Raw genomic sequence first — 17,657 nt, 5'->3', positions numbered from 1 at the left:
TATTCTTTATTTTTCACTCAATTTAAACTGAACAGGAATCTCTCCGAGAATTCGAGCACATTTATTTTTAATTGGCTGGTAGTTTTATCCTCAACTAATTTTTGTTGCTTCAATGTAAACTATGAAAACTGACTTAGAAGAATTGTTTTTAACCCGAAGATCTAAAGAATCTTTACTTGAATTTGCAAATGCAAACCCTCATACTTTTGACGAATTACTATTATATGGTTTAAAAGTTGATGCACCAAACGCTTGGAGGTCTGCTTGGCTCATTTGCCATTTAATGAAAAAAAACGACAAAAGAATTCGCCCCCATCTTTCTATACTTACGGAAACTCTACTCTTAAAAAAAGACGGGCACCAGCGGCAATTGCTCCTTATTTTATTGCAAATGGAATTGGATGAAGAAACAGAAGGACTGGTTTTTGACCTTTCCATGACTATTTGGGAGGATGTTCAAAAAATTCCTTCCACCAGAATAACAGCTTTTAAATTAGTTTACAAAATAGCTGAAAAATATCCAGAACTTGCCGCTGAAGTTGAATTATGGACCGATACTTATTATACCAAAACCTTATCTCCCGGTATCAAAAAATCATTGATAACAATGAAAACTTCACTTCTTAAATCCATCCCTACGCGATTATGAAAAAAATAAAATTTCCAACTGCGCCAACCGTTTTATTTATCATTGCGGGTTTGGTTACCTTATTAACATGGATTGTTCCTGCAGGGAAATACAACACCCTACGTTACGACAAAACCGAGAATGTATTTGTCCAAAAAAACAACAAAAAAAACATTCAACACAAAGCCAATCAGGAAACCTTAAATAAGTTGGGAATTAAAATTCCTTTAGAAAAATTTAGCTCGGGCGCTATTTGGAAACCCATTAATATTCCAAACACCTATGAAACTGTTGCAGCGAAACCGCAAAGCATCTTAGATTTTTTTAAATCGCCTATAAAAGGAATCATTCAGGCTGCCGACATTATTTTTTTAGTTTTAATTATTGGGGGGCTTATAGGTATTATGAATGCCTCAGGTGCTTTTGACGCGGGTATTGCATGGTTGGCAAAAAATTTAAACGGGCGAGAATATTTATTGATTGTTTTTGTAACTTTATTTATTGCCATTGGCGGTACTACTTTTGGTTTAGCAGAAGAAACCATCGCCTTTTACCCCATTCTAATTCCTGTTTTTCTAGCGGCAAAATACGATGCCATTGTTGCCTTAGCTTCCATTTATATTGGTTCATCTATTGGCACTATGTGCTCTACCGTAAATCCGTTTAGTACCATTATTGCTTCTGATGCGGCTGGCCTAAATTGGACTACCGGAATAACGAGTCGTTTGGTGGTTTTAACACTCGGTACGCTTATTTGTATACTCTATATTTTACGATATGCACAGCGAATAAAAAAAGATCCTTCCAAATCTATTATTTACGACCAAAAAGAAGCTATTGAAAAAATGTTTTTAGTTTCTACAGAAACACAGCACAGCTTAACGACAAGAATGAAAATTATACTCCTTTTATTTATTCTTTGTTTTGCTATTATGATTTATGGGGTAATTTCTTTAGAATGGTGGTTTTTAGAAATGACCACGGTATTTTTAGTCGGCGCTATAAGCATTGGTTTTATTGCTAAAATAAAAGAAACCGTTTTTGTAGATACCTTTGTAAAAGGTGCTAGCGATTTATTAGGTGTTGCTATTATTATTGGAATTGCGAGAGGTATTTCTGTTCTTATGGATGAAGGAATGATTAGTGACACCATGTTGTACTATGCCAGTCAGACTACAGAAAGTATGAACAAAGGTGTTTTTGCCAATGCACTAGTATTTGTTTATGGCGGACTTTCCTTTTTTATTCCATCCTCATCGGGTATGGCAGTTTTAACCATGCCTATTATTGCTCCTTTGGCAGATACCGTAAGTGTGGGAAGAGAAGTGGTTGTAAATTCCTATAATTATGGAATGGGCTTGTTTGCTTTTATAAATCCAACCGGATTGATCTTAGCTTCCTTAGCCATTGTAAAAGTAGGTTACAACAAATGGTTACAATTTGTCATGCCTTTGGTATATATATTACTTGCTATGGTTCTCGTAAGCACCACTATCTCTGTTTATTGTTAATGAAATCTGAAAATTATGGAAACTAATTTTAATCCCTTTGAAAACAAGCAAACAGCCGTAACAACCTATTTAAAATTAAGAAGGTTTATTGGTTATTTGGGATTTTTGCTCCCTATTGTTTGCATCGCTAGTTCTTATCTGATTCCTAATTGTGGAGAGGCCATCCATAAATCAATTAGTGATTATTATTTTACACCCATTCGAGATCTTTTTGTGGGAATTTTATGTGCCGTCGCATTTTTCTTATTTGCCTATAAAGGTTCCCTTCCCTACGATACTATTTTTGCCAGTATTGGAGGTTTATGTGCTTTGGGAATTGCGTTTTTTCCTACTAGCGTGCAATGTGAATTAGACTGTAATGCTAGCTATGATTTGTTATTTCCAAACGCTAGTATGGTTCATTTTATCAGTGCTTTGTTGTTTTTTGGCATTCTAGTCTATTTTTCATTGTGGTCATTTGTCAAAGATCCAGATGAAAAAGCAAATTCCAATTGGAAGCAGAAAAAAATACTCTATAAAATTTGTGGGTTCACCATGTTGTTTTGTGTATTAGCCATTGCTGCCTATTTTTTATTTTACTTAAATGATGTAGACTACACGGATAAAAACATTTGTAAGGAATCTCCTTTAAAATATAATCTTATTTTTTGGTTGGAAACACTTGCCTTATTTGCCTTTGGAATATCGTGGATTGCGAAAGGACAATTTAAGTTCAAAAACATAAATCCTTTGACATTTTTCAAATAACGAAACCTTTTTTTGTCTTTTTCAGAATAAAAGCAACGAAAATGAAAATATTACAGTGAAAACCTTAAATTCGCAAATAAAAAAAATCGTTTCGAAAGAAATAAAAATCAACCTATTTTCTTAGGATAAAATCAAAAATAAAATGAGTATTAAAGCCGAATTAGAAGCAAGAAGTGGTAATGCATGCGAATTATGTGCCGCTACAAAAGATTTAAACGTATACCAAGTAAAACCTGTTGATGTTGGTGGACTGGACGAAAGTCTTTTGGCTTGCGAAACGTGTAGTTCGCAAATTGACAACCCAGAAACTACAGATTCTAATCATTGGCGTTGTTTAAACGATAGTATGTGGTCAGAATTCGACTCCGTAAAAGTAATTGCTTGGCGTATGTTACACCGTTTGAAAAAAGAAGGTTGGCCTCAAGATTTACTAGACATGATGTATTTAGAAGAAGCTACTGAAAAATGGGCTGCTGCAACTGGAGAACATTTAAGCGAGGATGAAAAGATCATTCATAAAGATGCCAACGGAGCACTACTTTCTGCGGGAGATACAATTACCTTAACACAAGATTTAGATGTAAAAGGTGGTGGAAACTTTACGGCAAAAAGAGGAACTGCTGTTCGAAATATTTCTTTAAGTCACGACAATGCTGAGCATATTGAAGGTAGAATTAACGGTGTTCATATTGTTATTTTAACCAAATTCGTTAAAAAATCTTTTCCAAAGGAATAGTTTTGAAACATATTTAAAATACAGAAGGGCTATCAAATTAATGATAGCCCTTTTGTTTTTACAGTATACGAATACCCACTCCCAATGAAATATTCGGTACAACTGCTCTTGAATTAAGTATATGAAAGTGACTCATACACTACTAAAACAAGTTATACCTACTTTACCCTACCTTAGCGAGTGAAAAATTATAGTTTTTTATACATTACTGAATGAAGCCCAGCGTAGGGAATATCAAACAAGTCGCCCACAAGCCTAAATCCTTGTTTTTTATAAAACTCCAAAGCCACTTCACGGGCATTACACCATAGAATTTCAATATTTTTTTCTTTCAGAATAATTTCTGCTTTTTGAAGCATTTCTTTACCCAAACCTTTTCCTTGAAAACTTTCTTGAGTTGCCATTCCTCTCAACTGGTATTGTGTTCCTTCAAAATTTTTAAAAGAAGACTTCATATAACTAGAAACAGCGACTAAGTTCTCATCAACAAAAACACCTAAATGAAAACTATCTACATCTTCATCACCTTGAAAAACATGTGAAATAGGACTATTTTCACGAAGTAATTCTAATCGAATGGGATAGGTTTCTTTGGCTGCTATTTGTCGAACCTCTACCATTATTCTGCTTTTTGTAAATTCTTCCAAACAGAAATCAATACATACAATAAAATAACCAAAGGAATGGCTACAAATTTTAGAACTATCAGTAAAACTACAGATAGCAACAAGAAAATAAATTTGTAATTATTGTCGGCCCAACCAAAGTTTTTAAATTTTAAAGCGAACAAAGGAATTTCGGCATTTAACAAATACGTACATAAAATACTAATTCCAATAAGCACATACGGATTTTGAACCAAATCTACATAAAAACCAGCACTGCTAAAACTAATAATTAAAGGCAACGAAACAATTAACAAAGTGTTGGCCGGAGTCGGCAAACCTATAAATGAAGTACTTTGACGTGTATCTATATTAAAATTGGCCAATCGGTAGGCAGAACCTAAAGTGACTAGCAAGCCTATAAAAGGTAAAAACTCAAAAGTTTGCCATGTAAATACGCTTGCTAAACTGCTGTTGCTACTTCCTCTTAAAATTAATTGAAACAAAACAATTCCTGGTACCACTCCTGAAGTAACCATATCAGCCATAGAATCTAATTGTTTTCCAAGTTCTCCTTGCACTTTTAAAATTCTTGCTGCAAAACCATCAAAAAAATCAAGAACAATTCCAATGATCACAAACAAAGCGGCAAATTCCAATTGGCCTAAAACCGCATAAAACACAGCGATGGTACCTGCTAATAAATTTCCTAAGGTAATTAGATTGGGAATGTGTTTTTTCATGTGCTTCGATTTACTTTTTTGTAAAAGTAAGAAAAGTGACGAGAAGTTTCAGTACAAAAAAACGACCAAGTCGCCCCCATATAAATACCTACACTTTAAGTACCATTTTGCTTTTAATGAATTGAATACTATACGACGCTAAAAAACTGAATTTCAATAAAAAAAGCTTCGTAATTTCTTACGAAGCTTTGCACTCACTAATTCAAAATATATTTAATCTAAATAACTTTCAACAGCTGCTTTTCTAGAAGTCACATGCGATTTTAATGCATTAACGCCCGATTGGAAAGCAGAACTACTGCTTAAGAAAGTATAACCAGAAACTTCTGTCGTAGCATACGGTTCAATCAATGCCGCATAGCTTGTATACAAAGCTTGCATCGTAGTTTCATTAAAAGCACCATCTATTACTTCTTGTAAATATGCGCCATACTTTGCTTTGTACACGGCATCTTGGTACATATTTCCAATAATTGGCCATTGAGAAGCACTTAATCCTGAAAAATTTAAAGCGTATGAACCTCCTTGTTTCCCTGTTTGTAAAGCTTCGTTATTATCCCACGCTATCCATGTCAATTTACTCGTATCCGGATTGTTGTAAAGAAAATAATTATGGGTCATTCTTCCGTAGGTATCCCAGTTTTGGATTACGGTATTTACCGCTAAATATTTTAAGAAAATATCTGTATCAAAAACGGCCTCTAAACTAGCTCTCCAAGCAGCAGCATCTGTAGTTCTCGTTCCATCATTAATAATGGTCAACAAACTTTGCACGTCTGAAAAATCAGCTTCGTCTTCATTTGTTTTCTTTTCATACTCATCCTGATCAAAAGTTCCGCTTGCAAAAGAAGCCGCATCTCCGTCTGGCTTGTACAAGTTTCCATCATCACTAGAAAATTGTGCGTCAATTACCGTATCATCAACTTCTTCGACTAAAGTATACAATCCAAAATATTGAGGACCATTTCCATGATCTACATAAACGGTACAAAATGAAGTATGAGACATGGCCAAACCTGCATTTTTAAATACATCGGCAGCTACTTTTTCTCGCATTAATGAAGCGTCATCATAATTGTTTTTAAGACTTAATTTTTTAAATCCGTAAAAACGTTGATTTTTTATTTGTGGGTAGTCATCTTCGTATTCGTCAAAATCTAATTTAAAAGATAATTTTAAAATACCTGCTTTCCAACTTGATTGCAAACTAGAATTCCCTTTAAATCGAACCCCTACTCGGTACCATTCTTTGTCTTCATAAAAAACTTCCGCAGGTACAAAAATAGGATTTTCATCTACTTCTGTTAAGCCACCACCACCTTGACCACCTGGTCCTCCTTGGCCTCCAGGACCACCGCCCGTACTTGTACCTCCAAAGGCACCATAATTACTGGTCATGTCTGCTAACATACTTTCCCATCGCTCTTCAGTAATCACAATGTCAATTCTTTTGACTTCATCATCTGGAAAAATTTCATCAAAATTAGGAGCTCCATCTTTACTATGCGTATCAGTAGTCCAATCTGTAGCCACAAAATCGGCATCATCAACTACGGTTTCTTCTCCTTCCTCTTCTTCTTGTTCGTCTATAATTTCCTCATCTGTAATTGCAGTTACATCCTCACTAGCGCAAGAAAATAGCAACAGGAACATACATATTGAAAATAGTAGGGTTTTTAAATTTCTCATCTTACTTAATTTTAGTGGTATTCTAGCTGTTATTGTTTTCATTATTTTTTATTTTTAAACGTGTAGGTATAATTCAATCCTATAATATTTGTTGTTTTGGGTAGACTTTCATTCAATTCTTTTTCCATTCTGTAATACAGTCCAATTTCTCCTGCCGATTTCAGTTTGTAACTTGTTCCTAAAGTCAGTCTGTATTTATTAAAACCATTTTCTTCGCCTTCTTCAGAACGGTTAAATATTTCTGCAGAAAATTTTGGGTCTAGTTTCCAATTATTGAAATTGTAATTGACAGAAGATTTAAATCGCAGGTTCTTTTTTGCATAATCGCCTTCTGCTTCAGAAACACCGAGTTCGTTTTTATTCTGATATCTCAATCGATGTTTTAAGGTAAAATCATTGATTTTATGTTTGAAGCTTACATCAAAATGATAGCGAAAATGTTGCTCATATCCTTGAATATTTCCTTTGTTATCATTTGAGTTTATATACCGTAATCCGGCGCCTAAGCTTAGGTTTTTAGTTACTTTATAGCTACCATCCAATTGGGTAAAATATTGATCTGTCACAGAAATATTTTCTTTCAAACGAAATTGCTCTTGCAATTCTACCTCCCATTTTTTATTGATTTTATATTTCAAGGCTATGCTTGTCCAACTTTCTAAATCTTGTTGATCGTCGCTACTTTGCGCCGAAGAAATGCCAAAGCTAAAAACACACAGCAGCAAAATTATTTTTAATTTCTTCATGGTATACATTTTAGGAGTTTCCATTCTGATAAAAAATGGTAATAACTGCGGTGTCTTTTAAAAAATCGACATCGCCAATTTTAAGTTTTTCAATTTTCACCCCCACACGCTCTTCCAAATCTTCAATTAATAAATTTCGATTGCTCGGTTTGATGTTTTCAATAATCTCATACACCACTGTTTTACTCACCTGATGTTTTAGAGTCCAGAACCATTCGGTATAGTACAAAATAGCTACTACAATACTATTGGCGGTCAACAATTCGGCATAGCTCATTTTCTTATTCGCCAAGGAATTGATAACGGACACGCCAATAACGACAAACAAATAGGTCATTTCCTTTATTTCTACAGGATTGGTTCTGTAGCGAATAATTCCGAAAATGGCAAAAAGTCCAAGTGCCATTCCAATATCCAATTCAAACTTCTTTAAGGTGAAGCATAAGAAAAACACAATGACACTGATCATATAATAGGTGAAAAAATATTCCTTATTTCTTGAATTTTTATAATATAAAAAACGAATGATTATGGTTAGAAAAAATAGATTTAATGCAAAACGAAAAAGCATTTTAAAAAAATCATTGTCAAAAATTGGGACTCCAAATATTTCCATTGTTACGCTGTTAATTTGTTAATTTTAATTAATTTTTGTTTGAATCTGTTGTACTTTATTCCTTTGTACAAGCCTAACATACCAATACAATATTTGCTCATACTGTACGAATTGTAGTGTAACGATTTCAGTGCTTTTATAATTTCAGAAGTTCGGTCTACCCCTTCTTGTTTTACTTCTATAATGACTAAATTTTCAACTTTTTTTACTTTATCCCATTGCGAAAAGGTCAAATTTAAATCGATCGTAACCCGCTCATTGGATTGGGTATTTGCCAACGTAATTCTGTCAAAATTATTGGTTAGGGTTGGGTGTAAATCCAATTCATTACCCGTTACTTTTTTTATAAATGAATTAGACTCCTCAGAAAGTTTTTCTTCAAAGCCATCAATAGCAATTCTCGATTTATTGGTCCTTCCTTTACCGTCTTTTTCCTTTATTTCAAGAAAGCTAATGTTAGAATCTACATATTTACGAATGCGAACTTTTACTCGGTTGATTTTTCCATTATGGTGTTCTGTATAAAAATCTTTATTTGCTGTGTCATAATACATCGACGAATACTGCATAATTCTATTGTCATCAATTTGCAGCACTTTGTAATACTTCCCTATACTTTCTAAGACTTGCGCTAGCTTTTGCATAGGAATGACAAATTTTGTGTCGGTTCTTTTCATTAAAGAAACAGCAGCAATTTCTTTTAGAGAAATAGGCGTAAATTCCTTTATTTTATTTTTTATTGCTATCATCATTTTTGTCGCTTTATATAACTAAAACAAGTGCCTTCCTTTTAACCCTACCCTTAAAAAATAAAAACTTTACAATTTCGAAACAATCCCTTCATACTCAGTTACAAAATCATTCTCTTTTTTTTCACAATGTTTCTTGTAATTTTTCTTACTATTGCAGCATGCCACTACTAAAATCAGATTTTAAAGCTGCTCATGTGTTCAGAAACAAACATGTCAATACCGTGTTTCGAACTTTGTTTACCAAACCAACCGTTAGTTATACCAGAACTCGAATTACGACAAGCGATCAGGATTTTATAGATTTAGATTTTTCTACGGTTAATGCTAGCCGTTTGGCTATTTTAATTCATGGTTTGGAAGGAAGCTCAAATTCAAAATACGTGCTTTCTACCACAAAACATTTGAATGAACATCATTTTGATGTCGTTGTTTTTAACCTAAGAGGTTGCAGTGGTGAACTCAATAAAAAATTCAAAGCCTATCATAGTGGCGAAACTGGAGATTTAGATTTTGTCATAACTCACCTATCTAAAAACTACCACTATACCGAACTCAACCTGATCGGTTTTTCTTTAGGTGGAAATATGACCTTAAAATACCTTGGCGAAAAAGGCACACAGTACCCTAGTCTATTAAAAAAGGCCGTAGCTGTTTCAGCACCAATCGATTTAAAAGGTTCTTCTGTTGAATTGTCTAAAAAAAGCAATCGTATATATATGAAACGCTTTTTAAATACGTTAGTAGAAAAAGCCCTTCAAAAAGATGCGCTTTTTCCGAATACAATTGAAAATATGGATAAAATTAGGGCTGCTAAAAACTTTTACGATTTTGATCATCATTTTACGGCGCCATCATTTGGCTTTAAAAGCGCGGAAGATTATTGGGCAAAAGCAAGTGCCAACAAGGATTTAAAAAACATTGCCTTGCCTACCTATTTTATCACAGCCAAAGACGATCCTTTTTTATCAGCATCATGTTTTCCTATAGCCACTGCCAAAAGTCATAAACACTTGTTTTTAGAACTGACAAACACCGGCGGTCATATTGGATTTATAGAAAATTTCAGAAAAAGAGACTGGCTAGAAAAAAAAATCACAAACTTCGTAAGCAAATCTGCTTGTGAGCCACTAAAACCTTAAAATAAGATTATATTTGCAATCATATACCGCTAAAAAAAACAATTTGAAAAAAATCATTTTTATCTTATTTATCGCTTTTCAAATGGCACATGGTCAGACGGCACGTAAATACTCAAATGAATTTTTAAATATAGGAGTGGATGCTGCTGCTTTGGGAATGAGTAAATCCGTAACAGCAACTACAGACGATGTCAATTCAATTTATTGGAACCCTGCAGGTTTGGCAGCGGTAAAAGTAAATGAAGGTGCTTTAATGCACACCACACAATTTGCAGGAATAGGAAATTACGATTATGCGGCAGCCGCTTTTGTACCTGAAGGAGCTAAAGATTTAGTATTGGCCGTTGCCTTAATTCGTTTTGGGGTAGATGATATTTTAAATACCACTGCTTTAATAGATAGCGATGGAAGAATTGATTACAATAGAATTTCCCTCTTTTCTGCTGCCGATTATGCCTTGAATTTTGCGGTTGCAAAAAAAATAAAAACTATTAAAAATTTACAAGTCGGGATCAATGCCAAAATTGTGAGACGAACGATTGGTGATTTTGCTTCTTCTTGGGGATTTGGATTAGATATTGGTGCGCAATACAAATTAGGGGCCTGGAAATTGGGTTTGATGTTGAGAGATATTACCACAACTTTTAATTATTGGACCATTGATTCAGAAGGTTTGGAAGCCATTCAAAATGCCATTCCCGGACAAAACCAAGAAACACCTAGCACACAAGAAATAACCTTGCCTAAATTACATTTTGGAATTGCTCGAAATTTTGTGCTAAAAAACAAAAAATTTAATTTGTTGTCGGAACTCGACTTGCACGTGCGTTTTGCAGAAACCAATGATGTGTTTGCTTCGTCAAATATGAGTGCAACTCCTTCCTTAGGTTTTCAATTGGATTATTCAAAATTTGTTTTTTTAAGAGCAGGTGTGGGTAATTTTCAATATAAAAACCCTTTTAACGACAGTTCTAGTTCGTTAACCTTAGAGCCTAATTTAGGTTTAGGATTTGCTTACAAGGGCATACAAATTGATTATGCTTTGTCAAATATTGCCAGTTCTGGTAATGCCTTATACTCGAATACTTTTTCACTAAAATTTGATTTTAATTTTTTTAAGAAATGATGAAACCTTTCTTGTTGGCTGTTCTTAGCGGTCTGATTCTTTCTATTGCATGGCCTACTTATGGTTTTCCTTTGTTTCTATTTATTGGCTTTGTTCCCTTATTATTAGCCGAACATTTTATTCGAACTTCAGAATCCAAGCATAAAAAAAAGTTGGTGTTCTTTAGCGCCTATGCATGTTTTCTACTCTTTAACCTTTCTACCACTTGGTGGTTGTATTTTGCAACGCCTTTTGGAATGTTGTTTGCCAATTTTGCCAATGCCTTCTTAATGACTTTGGTCTTTTTTGCCTATCATTTAATAGCTTCAAAAATGGCCACCAAACTAAGTCTTATTTCACTGGTTTGTTTGTGGATTGGTTTTGAGAAATTTCATTTAAACTGGGAACTATCTTGGCCTTGGTTGAATTTAGGAAACGGTTTTGCCAACAATTACAAATGGGTACAATGGTATGAATATACGGGTGTTTTTGGAGGAACTTTATGGGTATGGCTTGTCAACTGCTTGCTTTATAAAAGTTTTTTAAATTTCTATACGAATAAAAATAGCAAACTTTTTATAAAAGGAATACTAGGAGCGGTAACCATTATTATTATTGGTGTTTTTTCATCTTTATACCTTTATGAAACAACTGAAACGCCAAAAGAAAAAGTGCGTGTTTTAGTTTTACAACCCAATGTAGACCCGTATACCGAAAAATACAATGTGTCAAATATAAGCATGGCGCAAAATTTAATTAACCTTGCTTCTGAAAAATTAGACAGCACAGTAGCCTTTATTATTGCACCAGAAACAACATTGCCAAAACCTAGGTTGCTAAAAACTTTTGAAAAAACACAAGAGTATTTATTGCTACACAATTTTATTCAAAAAAATCCTTCAGCCACATTTTTAAGCGGAATTACTTTTGTGAATAGTTTTACAGAAAAAGACACGCCCAATGCCACCGCTAATTTTTATAGAAACAGCAAAGAGTGGTACAATAGCTTTAACTCTTCCTTTTTTATTCAGAATAACAAAAAAACGGAAACCTATCACAAATCGAAATTAGTGGTTGGTGTAGAGCATATTCCTTATAGAGCGGTGTTAAATCCCTTATTAGGAAATTCTATGATTGACTTAGGAGGTTCAGTTTCCACCCTAACTACTCAAAAATACAGAAAGGTATTTAGCAACGGCAGCAACACCATGGCGCCTATTATTTGCTACGAATCTATTTATGGGGAATATGTTACGGACTACACACATAAAGGTGCTGATTTTTTCGCTATTATTACCAATGATGGTTGGTGGAACAACAGTCAGGGGCACAAGCAGCATTTAAGCATGGCTCGATTAAGAGCTATTGAAAACAGAAGAAGTATTGCCCGCTCGGCAAATACAGGAATTTCTGCTTTGATCAACACCAAAGGAGATATTATGGACTCTTTGGCTTACGAAGAAAAAGGAGTTTTAAAAGGAGCTATTTCCACCAATAAAGAAATTACTTTTTACGCACAACACGGCGATTATATTTTTAGAATTGCCATGCTCACCTTGGTTATTATTTTATTAGGATCATTTACTCGAAGAAGAGGATCAGCCAACTAATGCAATTTCAAGGCCTCATACAACACCTCTCTAGTTTTCAAAAACTAAATGAAACGGAAATCAATAGCTTATTAGCTTTTGTAAAAGAAAGAAAAATAAAGAGACGGCAGTTTTTATTAACCGAAGGAGAAATTTGCAAGCAGTATACATTTATTATAGAAGGCTGTTTTAAAATGTATAAAATTGACAACAAAGGTCAGGAGCACAATTTACAGTTTTCGATAGAAAATGAATGGATTTCAGATATTGGAAGTTTTCATGACAATACGCCCAGTGGACTGTATATAGAAGCCTTAGAAAAAGGAACTATTTTACAAATTGAAAAAAATGATCTCCTTTATTTATACACTCATTTCCCTAAGTTTGACCGTTATTTTAGAGTCCTTGTAGAAAATGCCTTTATAAATCTTCAAAAAAGAGTTTTACAGAATATTAGTGATACTGCAGAAGAACGATATCTAAAATTTACGGAAGAAAACCCTGCTTTATTGAATAGAATCTCCAATGTTCAAATAGCTTCTTATATTGGTATTACACCAGAATTTTTAAGTAAAATTCGAAAAAACATCCTTCACAAATAAGCCCAATTTTCTTCATTCTTAATCTATCTTAAGTTTTTTTCTTGTTCTAGTATATAGGCTAACGTTCTTGTTGCATCGCATCTTTGCATTGTACAAAAAACGCATTCATATGAAAATAAAAAAAACACTTGGACTTATTCTTTTGACCATAAGTTTATTCAGCTGTCAACAAGAAAAACAACAAAACAATTCTACCTTAAAAAATAAAGAAATTATGGAAAACCAAGCAAAACAAGAAATTGAAAATTTATTAAACACCTATAAAGAGACATTAAATGCTTCTGATGCAGTAAAGGCCACTTCCCTATACACTAAAGACGGTGCTTTTATGCCTAGCAACGCACCATCAGCCATTGGCAAAGAACAAATTCTAGATGCTTATGAATTTGTATTTTCTCAAATCCAATTATCGATCCAATTTTATATAGATGAAATTCACATAGAAAACGAAATGGCATTTGCAATGACTCGTTCTAAAGGAGGTACTTTAATACATGCCAATAAAACAACAATACCTGAAGAAAACAGAGAATTATTTGTATTTCAAAAGGAAGAAGGTCAGTGGAAAATAGCTCGATATATGTTTAACAAAACGAAATAAACAGTTCTTAAAAATCCTTTCACAAGTCAGCTGAAAGGATTTTTATTTTTTATCGAAGTAAAGATTTTTTTATATCAAAAACGGGGTCTTTCAATTTTCTTTTTTGCACAAAATACACAATAGAAATAAAAATAAAATTATGGACAAAAATCAATAAAAAGATGGCCAATAGTGGGACTCCTACAAATTGATACTCCCAATGATAAGTCCAAACCCCCATATAAATGGTAATCATTTCTCCTACGGTTGGAAATATGGCATAGATTAACATGACCACCAATAATTTAGCTTTCAGTGTTTTTAGTTTTAAGTTTCCAAAAACAACTTTTTCAAACCTGTAGAAATACACAAAAGTAAAAGCCCAAGCAAAGGGCAACCAGTACGGAAATTCTCTTCCATTGCTCAAGTCATGATAGGTCCAATATGCATTATGAATTCCCCAAATTTCAGCCAACACGCCAACAAGACAGCTAATACCAGTACCTAAAAGTAAAATACTTGTCTTCCCTACTCTTTTGTCTTCTTTAATTTCTTTGTTCAATTTATACGCTAACAACAAAGCCAGTATACCTGCCAAAAGTAAATCTTGTTCATGTAAATAGCCAATGAGCACACCACCAAAGCTAAGCGTTACAAAAGCACGGATAATTCTAAGAAAAATTATTTTATTCAAGGAGTCTATTTTTTCGGCAAAGATAGCAAAAGCCTTCTAAAATAGCTTTGATGAAAGCAATCCTTCTACAAACAAAAAAACTCCTTCTACATAATAGAAGGAGTTTGAGACTATAAAATTATTGAATTATCTCCAAACACTTCCGCTAGGAAAACTTGCTGTAACATTTGAATTCATGGTATGCAATGTCGGTGCCGTTTCTTGTCCTGCTTCTCCTACCAAAGGTTTTAAAGTAAAAGGCAACGGACTGTTATCTGGATAAGGCTCAATTGAAATGACAGCCGTTTTCCCTCTAACGTCTAAAGGAAAGCTAACACCACTAGGCGCATGGTTTAAAAAATCTTCTCCAGGAAAAAATCCATCTGCTCCATTTGGTGCTGCCAAAGCATCAGATCCGCTATACGGAGCTGCATCATCAGTTGCTGCCACATTGGTAAAGGTTCCGGTAGTAATAGGGGTTCCATTGGCCACAACCCATCCTTCATATTTCCAGCCTGCTGGTAAAGTTGGCAAAACTAGTGTTGGTATTGGGGCTGGACTTGTGGTTGGATTTAACCACCAAATTCCGTTTTCATTATTCGCGTCATTTGTCGAATTGTCGGTTGGTGTCGCCAAAATAAACTGTCCGGCTACCGCGCTAAAATCACCAATAATTCCTGTAGATACATTTGCTGAAGTTCCAGAAAAATCTCCTACCAAATATTTCGTTTCCGAAGGTTCAGGAGCATCGCCTACTTTAGGTTCTATTGTTAAAATAAATTTTGTGGCACTTGCCAAAACACTTTTGTCCATTGGAAAATCTGTTTCAGAAAGGGTTCCATTTTCATCCACACTAAAGGTTCCTGTAGTCACAGGGTTTCCATCGACAAGAATCCATCCTTCATACACATAATCTGCTCCTAAATCATTTAGGCCAGTAATGGCTAAGGTTAAATTTGAAGAAGTGTCATGATCATCATTATCATTGCAAGAAATAAATAAGGTACTAAAGGCTACGAAAGCCATGGCTAAACTTTTTTGAATCATTCTGTTTTGTTTTTATATGAATACAAAACAAAATTAGCCGACTGCTTCCTTTTTAAATGTTAGCTAGCTAACACTAAGTAGACTTTTATGAAAAAAATCTACTTAAATATTAATATTCAAAATCTTTCTTTAATTCTTTAATATCTGAAATTCCAAACCAAAACTGATTTCCATTATTATCAATTGTAAAAACACATTCCTCATTACCTTTTGTTAGGTTATGTAAAACATAGAGCCCATCTATTGTAAGTCCTTCATATCTTAAGACCGTATCCTGTGCAACTTCTTTTCTTATGCTTTTCCAAGACTTATCAAACACCATTAACTCATATTCTTCTCCTATATTGATATGATTATCATCATTTCTAGCTTGAATTTTAAAACCTGAAACTTTCGTTTTTTTCGGTACTTCAAAAATGATATTTAAATTTTTTAAACTGACTGAAGTCAGTGGATTAAAATCAATAATTCTTCCTTCCAAATTCTTTGATGTACGAAAGTTTCTCCTATTATTAACAATTACTTTTGTCGTATTTATTAATTTTTCGTTTTCATTAACAAGAGTCAATCCAGCCAAATGAATTAATTTATTTTTATCACCTAATAATTGATAATATCTATAGTATTTTAATTTATCAAAAATGAAAAGCAAATCGTGAGAGCTAGAGAAGTTTTTAATCTTGTAAATTTCCTTAAAGCTTTCTTGGTCTGTAGAATTACTTCCTAATACTTTACAAAAATTCAAAGATTTAAGTCGTTTTATTTTCTGATTCACAGCGGGATTAATCGGTGGATATTTTCTCAACAACTTAACCAAATCTACCTCCTTGCTTTTGTTATCAAAAAAAATAGTATTTCCTTTAAAATCGAGATAGAAGGGACTGTTGATTGGTTGATTAATATCTTCGGTCGTTACAATGTACAATACACCTCTTCCTACATTCCTAAAAGTAACTTGTTTGTTTATTTCTATGAAGTTTTCATCCACAATAGCCCAATTATTTTTTTTATCAAAAACACAAAGTTTAAATTCTCCACTGTAATCTAATTCATGTTTATTTTTAATACTTATTGTTGATGTTAATATATATTCACTTGTGACATCTTCATCAGGAATTATTTTTAAATTTTTATAATTTATTCTTTCAAAATTTGTCCTATATATTTTTGGTATACTGCTTAAATCAAACCTGTCGTCCACCTTAGTAAAATCCAATCCTTTATATTCTGCTTGTACAGGTAAAAATTCATTGTTGATTTTTATAAAAAACCAATCATGCCCCAACGAGTGATGGGTATTTCCCCAATGTAATAAATAATCAGATCCAGCAGCTATACCAAGTGACCTAAATAGGAAAACAAAATAATTGGTAACATCTCTGCATAATCCAGATTGTATTACTTCAAATTGACTAGGTGATAAATTTAAATTATATTTTTGCAATCTATCGAAGTCAACCTTTACTTTTAGGTCATTGTAAATTTTAGCAACAATGTCTTTTATTGGCATCGTATTTATGGAATCATATACCCAAGAATATTTAATAAATAACTCCTTTCTTTTTCCTGATTCAAAAGGTTCTTTACCATTCCTATAAGGCAATACGAATTTACAGAAATCGTTAAAATTTGATTTTAAGCTTTCAGGTAGTTTATTATGAGCCTTAAATGCGAAATCAATGTTTTCTATAAGGTCATTCGAACTAATGGTATCTACATCTTTAATAAATTTCCTATTGTACAATAAATAATTTTCAGAAAAATACTTTATGCCATTGACAAACGAATCTCTTACTTTTTCTATACAGTAATTTGAAGTGTTTTTAGGATCTTTATTCAATAGACTCTTATACGTTAATAATGAATCAAACAACTCGTTATATGCCGTAGGCATTTTTCTATAACTATATAAAGGAAGATTAGTAATAAGTGAGTAAGCCGCTTTTAATTTTAAAGTATCTTTTTTTTGACCGTAGTGTTCTAGTACTTTTGTAAACTCTACTCTTTGCTCAATATTCATATTCTTAAATGAATTTTGAATGCCCATGGGTAGTTCTTCATATTTTTTATTAAAAAAAACCAAAATTCCTACTCCTATAATAATACCAATTATTGATTTTTTAATGTTTTCTTTATAAAAATTCCCCAT

The 17,657-nt window shown here is 33.3% G+C and carries 18 protein-coding genes; 9 read left to right on the top strand and 9 right to left on the bottom strand.

Going from position 1 to position 17,657, the window contains the following annotated elements:
• Nucleotides 1–121 precede the first annotated feature (121 nt).
• The 4 genes from FGM02_RS12820 (at nucleotide 122) to FGM02_RS12805 (ending at nucleotide 3,622) form a co-directional block, all read left to right on the top strand.
• The gene (locus tag FGM02_RS12820) at nucleotides 122–649 is read left to right on the top strand and encodes a hypothetical protein (RefSeq protein ID WP_139958780.1); all 528 of its coding nucleotides are present in this window, start codon (nucleotides 122–124) and stop codon (nucleotides 647–649) included.
• Complete coding sequence (locus FGM02_RS12815; protein ID WP_139958779.1) at nucleotides 646–2,139, top strand: YfcC family protein; 1,494 nt, start codon at nucleotides 646–648, stop codon at nucleotides 2,137–2,139. The genes FGM02_RS12820 and FGM02_RS12815 overlap by 4 nt, the downstream gene beginning before the upstream one ends.
• Before the next feature lie 15 nt (nucleotides 2,140–2,154).
• Nucleotides 2,155–2,886 (top strand): hypothetical protein, encoded by a 732-nt coding sequence (locus FGM02_RS12810; protein WP_139958778.1) that lies wholly within the window; start codon nucleotides 2,155–2,157, stop codon nucleotides 2,884–2,886.
• A 142-nt stretch (nucleotides 2,887–3,028) separates the two neighbouring features.
• Complete coding sequence (locus FGM02_RS12805) at nucleotides 3,029–3,622, top strand: PhnA domain-containing protein (protein ID WP_139958777.1); 594 nt, start codon at nucleotides 3,029–3,031, stop codon at nucleotides 3,620–3,622.
• Nucleotides 3,623–3,810: 188 nt separating this feature from the next.
• On the opposite strand, the gene FGM02_RS12800 is transcribed toward FGM02_RS12805, so the two are convergent.
• The 6 genes from FGM02_RS12800 to FGM02_RS12775 all read right to left on the bottom strand — a co-directional run bounded on the left by FGM02_RS12800 (nucleotide 3,811) and on the right by FGM02_RS12775 (nucleotide 8,773).
• Nucleotides 3,811–4,242, bottom strand: coding sequence for a GNAT family N-acetyltransferase (locus tag FGM02_RS12800; protein ID WP_139958776.1), 432 nt, complete (start codon nucleotides 4,240–4,242; stop codon nucleotides 3,811–3,813).
• Nucleotides 4,242–4,970 carry a CDP-alcohol phosphatidyltransferase family protein gene (locus FGM02_RS12795; protein ID WP_139958775.1) on the bottom strand — a complete coding sequence of 243 codons (729 nt, stop codon included), beginning with the start codon at nucleotides 4,968–4,970 and terminating at the stop codon, nucleotides 4,242–4,244. The genes FGM02_RS12800 and FGM02_RS12795 overlap by 1 nt, the downstream gene beginning before the upstream one ends.
• Before the next feature lie 213 nt (nucleotides 4,971–5,183).
• The gene (locus FGM02_RS12790) at nucleotides 5,184–6,659 is read right to left on the bottom strand and encodes a CotH kinase family protein (RefSeq protein ID WP_243739402.1); all 1,476 of its coding nucleotides are present in this window, start codon (nucleotides 6,657–6,659) and stop codon (nucleotides 5,184–5,186) included.
• Nucleotides 6,660–6,700: 41 nt separating this feature from the next.
• Nucleotides 6,701–7,405 carry a DUF2490 domain-containing protein gene (locus FGM02_RS12785; protein ID WP_166461178.1) on the bottom strand — a complete coding sequence of 235 codons (705 nt, stop codon included), beginning with the start codon at nucleotides 7,403–7,405 and terminating at the stop codon, nucleotides 6,701–6,703.
• 10 nt (nucleotides 7,406–7,415) lie between these two features.
• Nucleotides 7,416–8,021 (bottom strand): DUF4956 domain-containing protein, encoded by a 606-nt coding sequence (locus FGM02_RS12780; RefSeq protein ID WP_139958772.1) that lies wholly within the window; start codon nucleotides 8,019–8,021, stop codon nucleotides 7,416–7,418.
• 2 nt (nucleotides 8,022–8,023) lie between these two features.
• Nucleotides 8,024–8,773: a polyphosphate polymerase domain-containing protein gene (locus FGM02_RS12775; RefSeq protein ID WP_139958771.1), complete on the bottom strand. Its 750-nt coding sequence runs from the start codon at nucleotides 8,771–8,773 to the stop codon at nucleotides 8,024–8,026.
• A gap of 158 nt (nucleotides 8,774–8,931) precedes the next feature.
• Between FGM02_RS12775 and FGM02_RS12770 the strand changes: the two genes are divergently transcribed.
• The 5 genes from FGM02_RS12770 (at nucleotide 8,932) to FGM02_RS12750 (ending at nucleotide 13,809) form a co-directional block, all read left to right on the top strand.
• Nucleotides 8,932–9,912, top strand: a complete 981-nt coding sequence (locus tag FGM02_RS12770; RefSeq protein WP_139958770.1) for a YheT family hydrolase — start codon at nucleotides 8,932–8,934, stop codon at nucleotides 9,910–9,912.
• A gap of 43 nt (nucleotides 9,913–9,955) precedes the next feature.
• Nucleotides 9,956–11,038: a putative type IX sorting system protein PorV2 gene (locus FGM02_RS12765; protein ID WP_243739401.1), complete on the top strand. Its 1,083-nt coding sequence runs from the start codon at nucleotides 9,956–9,958 to the stop codon at nucleotides 11,036–11,038.
• Nucleotides 11,035–12,627, top strand: a complete 1,593-nt coding sequence (gene lnt / locus FGM02_RS12760; protein ID WP_139958769.1) for an apolipoprotein N-acyltransferase — start codon at nucleotides 11,035–11,037, stop codon at nucleotides 12,625–12,627. Before FGM02_RS12765 ends, lnt begins: the two co-directional genes overlap by 4 nt.
• On the top strand, nucleotides 12,627–13,208 hold the full coding sequence (locus FGM02_RS12755; protein WP_139958768.1) for a Crp/Fnr family transcriptional regulator: 582 nt from the start codon (nucleotides 12,627–12,629) through the stop codon (nucleotides 13,206–13,208). Before lnt ends, FGM02_RS12755 begins: the two co-directional genes overlap by 1 nt.
• A gap of 109 nt (nucleotides 13,209–13,317) precedes the next feature.
• Complete coding sequence (locus tag FGM02_RS12750) at nucleotides 13,318–13,809, top strand: YybH family protein (RefSeq protein ID WP_139958767.1); 492 nt, start codon at nucleotides 13,318–13,320, stop codon at nucleotides 13,807–13,809.
• A gap of 49 nt (nucleotides 13,810–13,858) precedes the next feature.
• On the opposite strand, the gene FGM02_RS12745 is transcribed toward FGM02_RS12750, so the two are convergent.
• The 3 genes from FGM02_RS12745 to FGM02_RS12735 all read right to left on the bottom strand — a co-directional run bounded on the left by FGM02_RS12745 (nucleotide 13,859) and on the right by FGM02_RS12735 (nucleotide 17,657).
• The gene (locus FGM02_RS12745) at nucleotides 13,859–14,482 is read right to left on the bottom strand and encodes a hypothetical protein (protein ID WP_139958766.1); all 624 of its coding nucleotides are present in this window, start codon (nucleotides 14,480–14,482) and stop codon (nucleotides 13,859–13,861) included.
• A gap of 126 nt (nucleotides 14,483–14,608) precedes the next feature.
• Nucleotides 14,609–15,508, bottom strand: coding sequence for an anti-sigma factor (locus FGM02_RS12740; RefSeq protein ID WP_139958765.1), 900 nt, complete (start codon nucleotides 15,506–15,508; stop codon nucleotides 14,609–14,611).
• 109 nt (nucleotides 15,509–15,617) lie between these two features.
• The gene (locus tag FGM02_RS12735; protein WP_139958764.1) at nucleotides 15,618–17,657 is read right to left on the bottom strand and encodes a transglutaminase-like domain-containing protein; all 2,040 of its coding nucleotides are present in this window, start codon (nucleotides 17,655–17,657) and stop codon (nucleotides 15,618–15,620) included.

Origin of the sequence: Flavicella sediminum, assembly GCF_006381105.1 — a bacterium.
GTDB lineage: Bacteria > Bacteroidota > Bacteroidia > Flavobacteriales > Flavobacteriaceae > Flavicella > Flavicella sediminum.
The sequence above is the reverse complement of the archived record's forward strand: the minus strand, read 5'-3'. Positions and strand labels throughout refer to the sequence as shown.

Excerpts from the sequence above, each read along its gene's own strand:
- FGM02_RS12805 (WP_139958777.1), top strand. The coding sequence starts at position 3,029 with ATGAGTATTAAAGCCGAATTAGAAGCAAGAAGTGGTAATGCATGCGAA.
- FGM02_RS12735 (WP_139958764.1), bottom strand. The coding sequence starts at position 17,657 with ATGGGGAATTTTTATAAAGAAAACATTAAAAAATCAATAATTGGTATT.
- FGM02_RS12820 (WP_139958780.1), top strand. The coding sequence starts at position 122 with ATGAAAACTGACTTAGAAGAATTGTTTTTAACCCGAAGATCTAAAGAA.
- FGM02_RS12815 (WP_139958779.1), top strand. The coding sequence starts at position 646 with ATGAAAAAAATAAAATTTCCAACTGCGCCAACCGTTTTATTTATCATT.
- FGM02_RS12800 (WP_139958776.1), bottom strand. The coding sequence starts at position 4,242 with ATGGTAGAGGTTCGACAAATAGCAGCCAAAGAAACCTATCCCATTCGA.
- lnt (WP_139958769.1), top strand. The coding sequence starts at position 11,035 with ATGATGAAACCTTTCTTGTTGGCTGTTCTTAGCGGTCTGATTCTTTCT.
- FGM02_RS12770 (WP_139958770.1), top strand. The coding sequence starts at position 8,932 with ATGCCACTACTAAAATCAGATTTTAAAGCTGCTCATGTGTTCAGAAAC.
- FGM02_RS12740 (WP_139958765.1), bottom strand. The coding sequence starts at position 15,508 with ATGATTCAAAAAAGTTTAGCCATGGCTTTCGTAGCCTTTAGTACCTTA.
- FGM02_RS12755 (WP_139958768.1), top strand. The coding sequence starts at position 12,627 with ATGCAATTTCAAGGCCTCATACAACACCTCTCTAGTTTTCAAAAACTA.
- FGM02_RS12790 (WP_243739402.1), bottom strand. The coding sequence starts at position 6,659 with ATGAGAAATTTAAAAACCCTACTATTTTCAATATGTATGTTCCTGTTG.
- FGM02_RS12780 (WP_139958772.1), bottom strand. The coding sequence starts at position 8,021 with ATGGAAATATTTGGAGTCCCAATTTTTGACAATGATTTTTTTAAAATG.
- FGM02_RS12750 (WP_139958767.1), top strand. The coding sequence starts at position 13,318 with ATGAAAATAAAAAAAACACTTGGACTTATTCTTTTGACCATAAGTTTA.
- FGM02_RS12795 (WP_139958775.1), bottom strand. The coding sequence starts at position 4,970 with ATGAAAAAACACATTCCCAATCTAATTACCTTAGGAAATTTATTAGCA.
- FGM02_RS12775 (WP_139958771.1), bottom strand. The coding sequence starts at position 8,773 with ATGATGATAGCAATAAAAAATAAAATAAAGGAATTTACGCCTATTTCT.
- FGM02_RS12785 (WP_166461178.1), bottom strand. The coding sequence starts at position 7,405 with ATGAAGAAATTAAAAATAATTTTGCTGCTGTGTGTTTTTAGCTTTGGC.
- FGM02_RS12810 (WP_139958778.1), top strand. The coding sequence starts at position 2,155 with ATGGAAACTAATTTTAATCCCTTTGAAAACAAGCAAACAGCCGTAACA.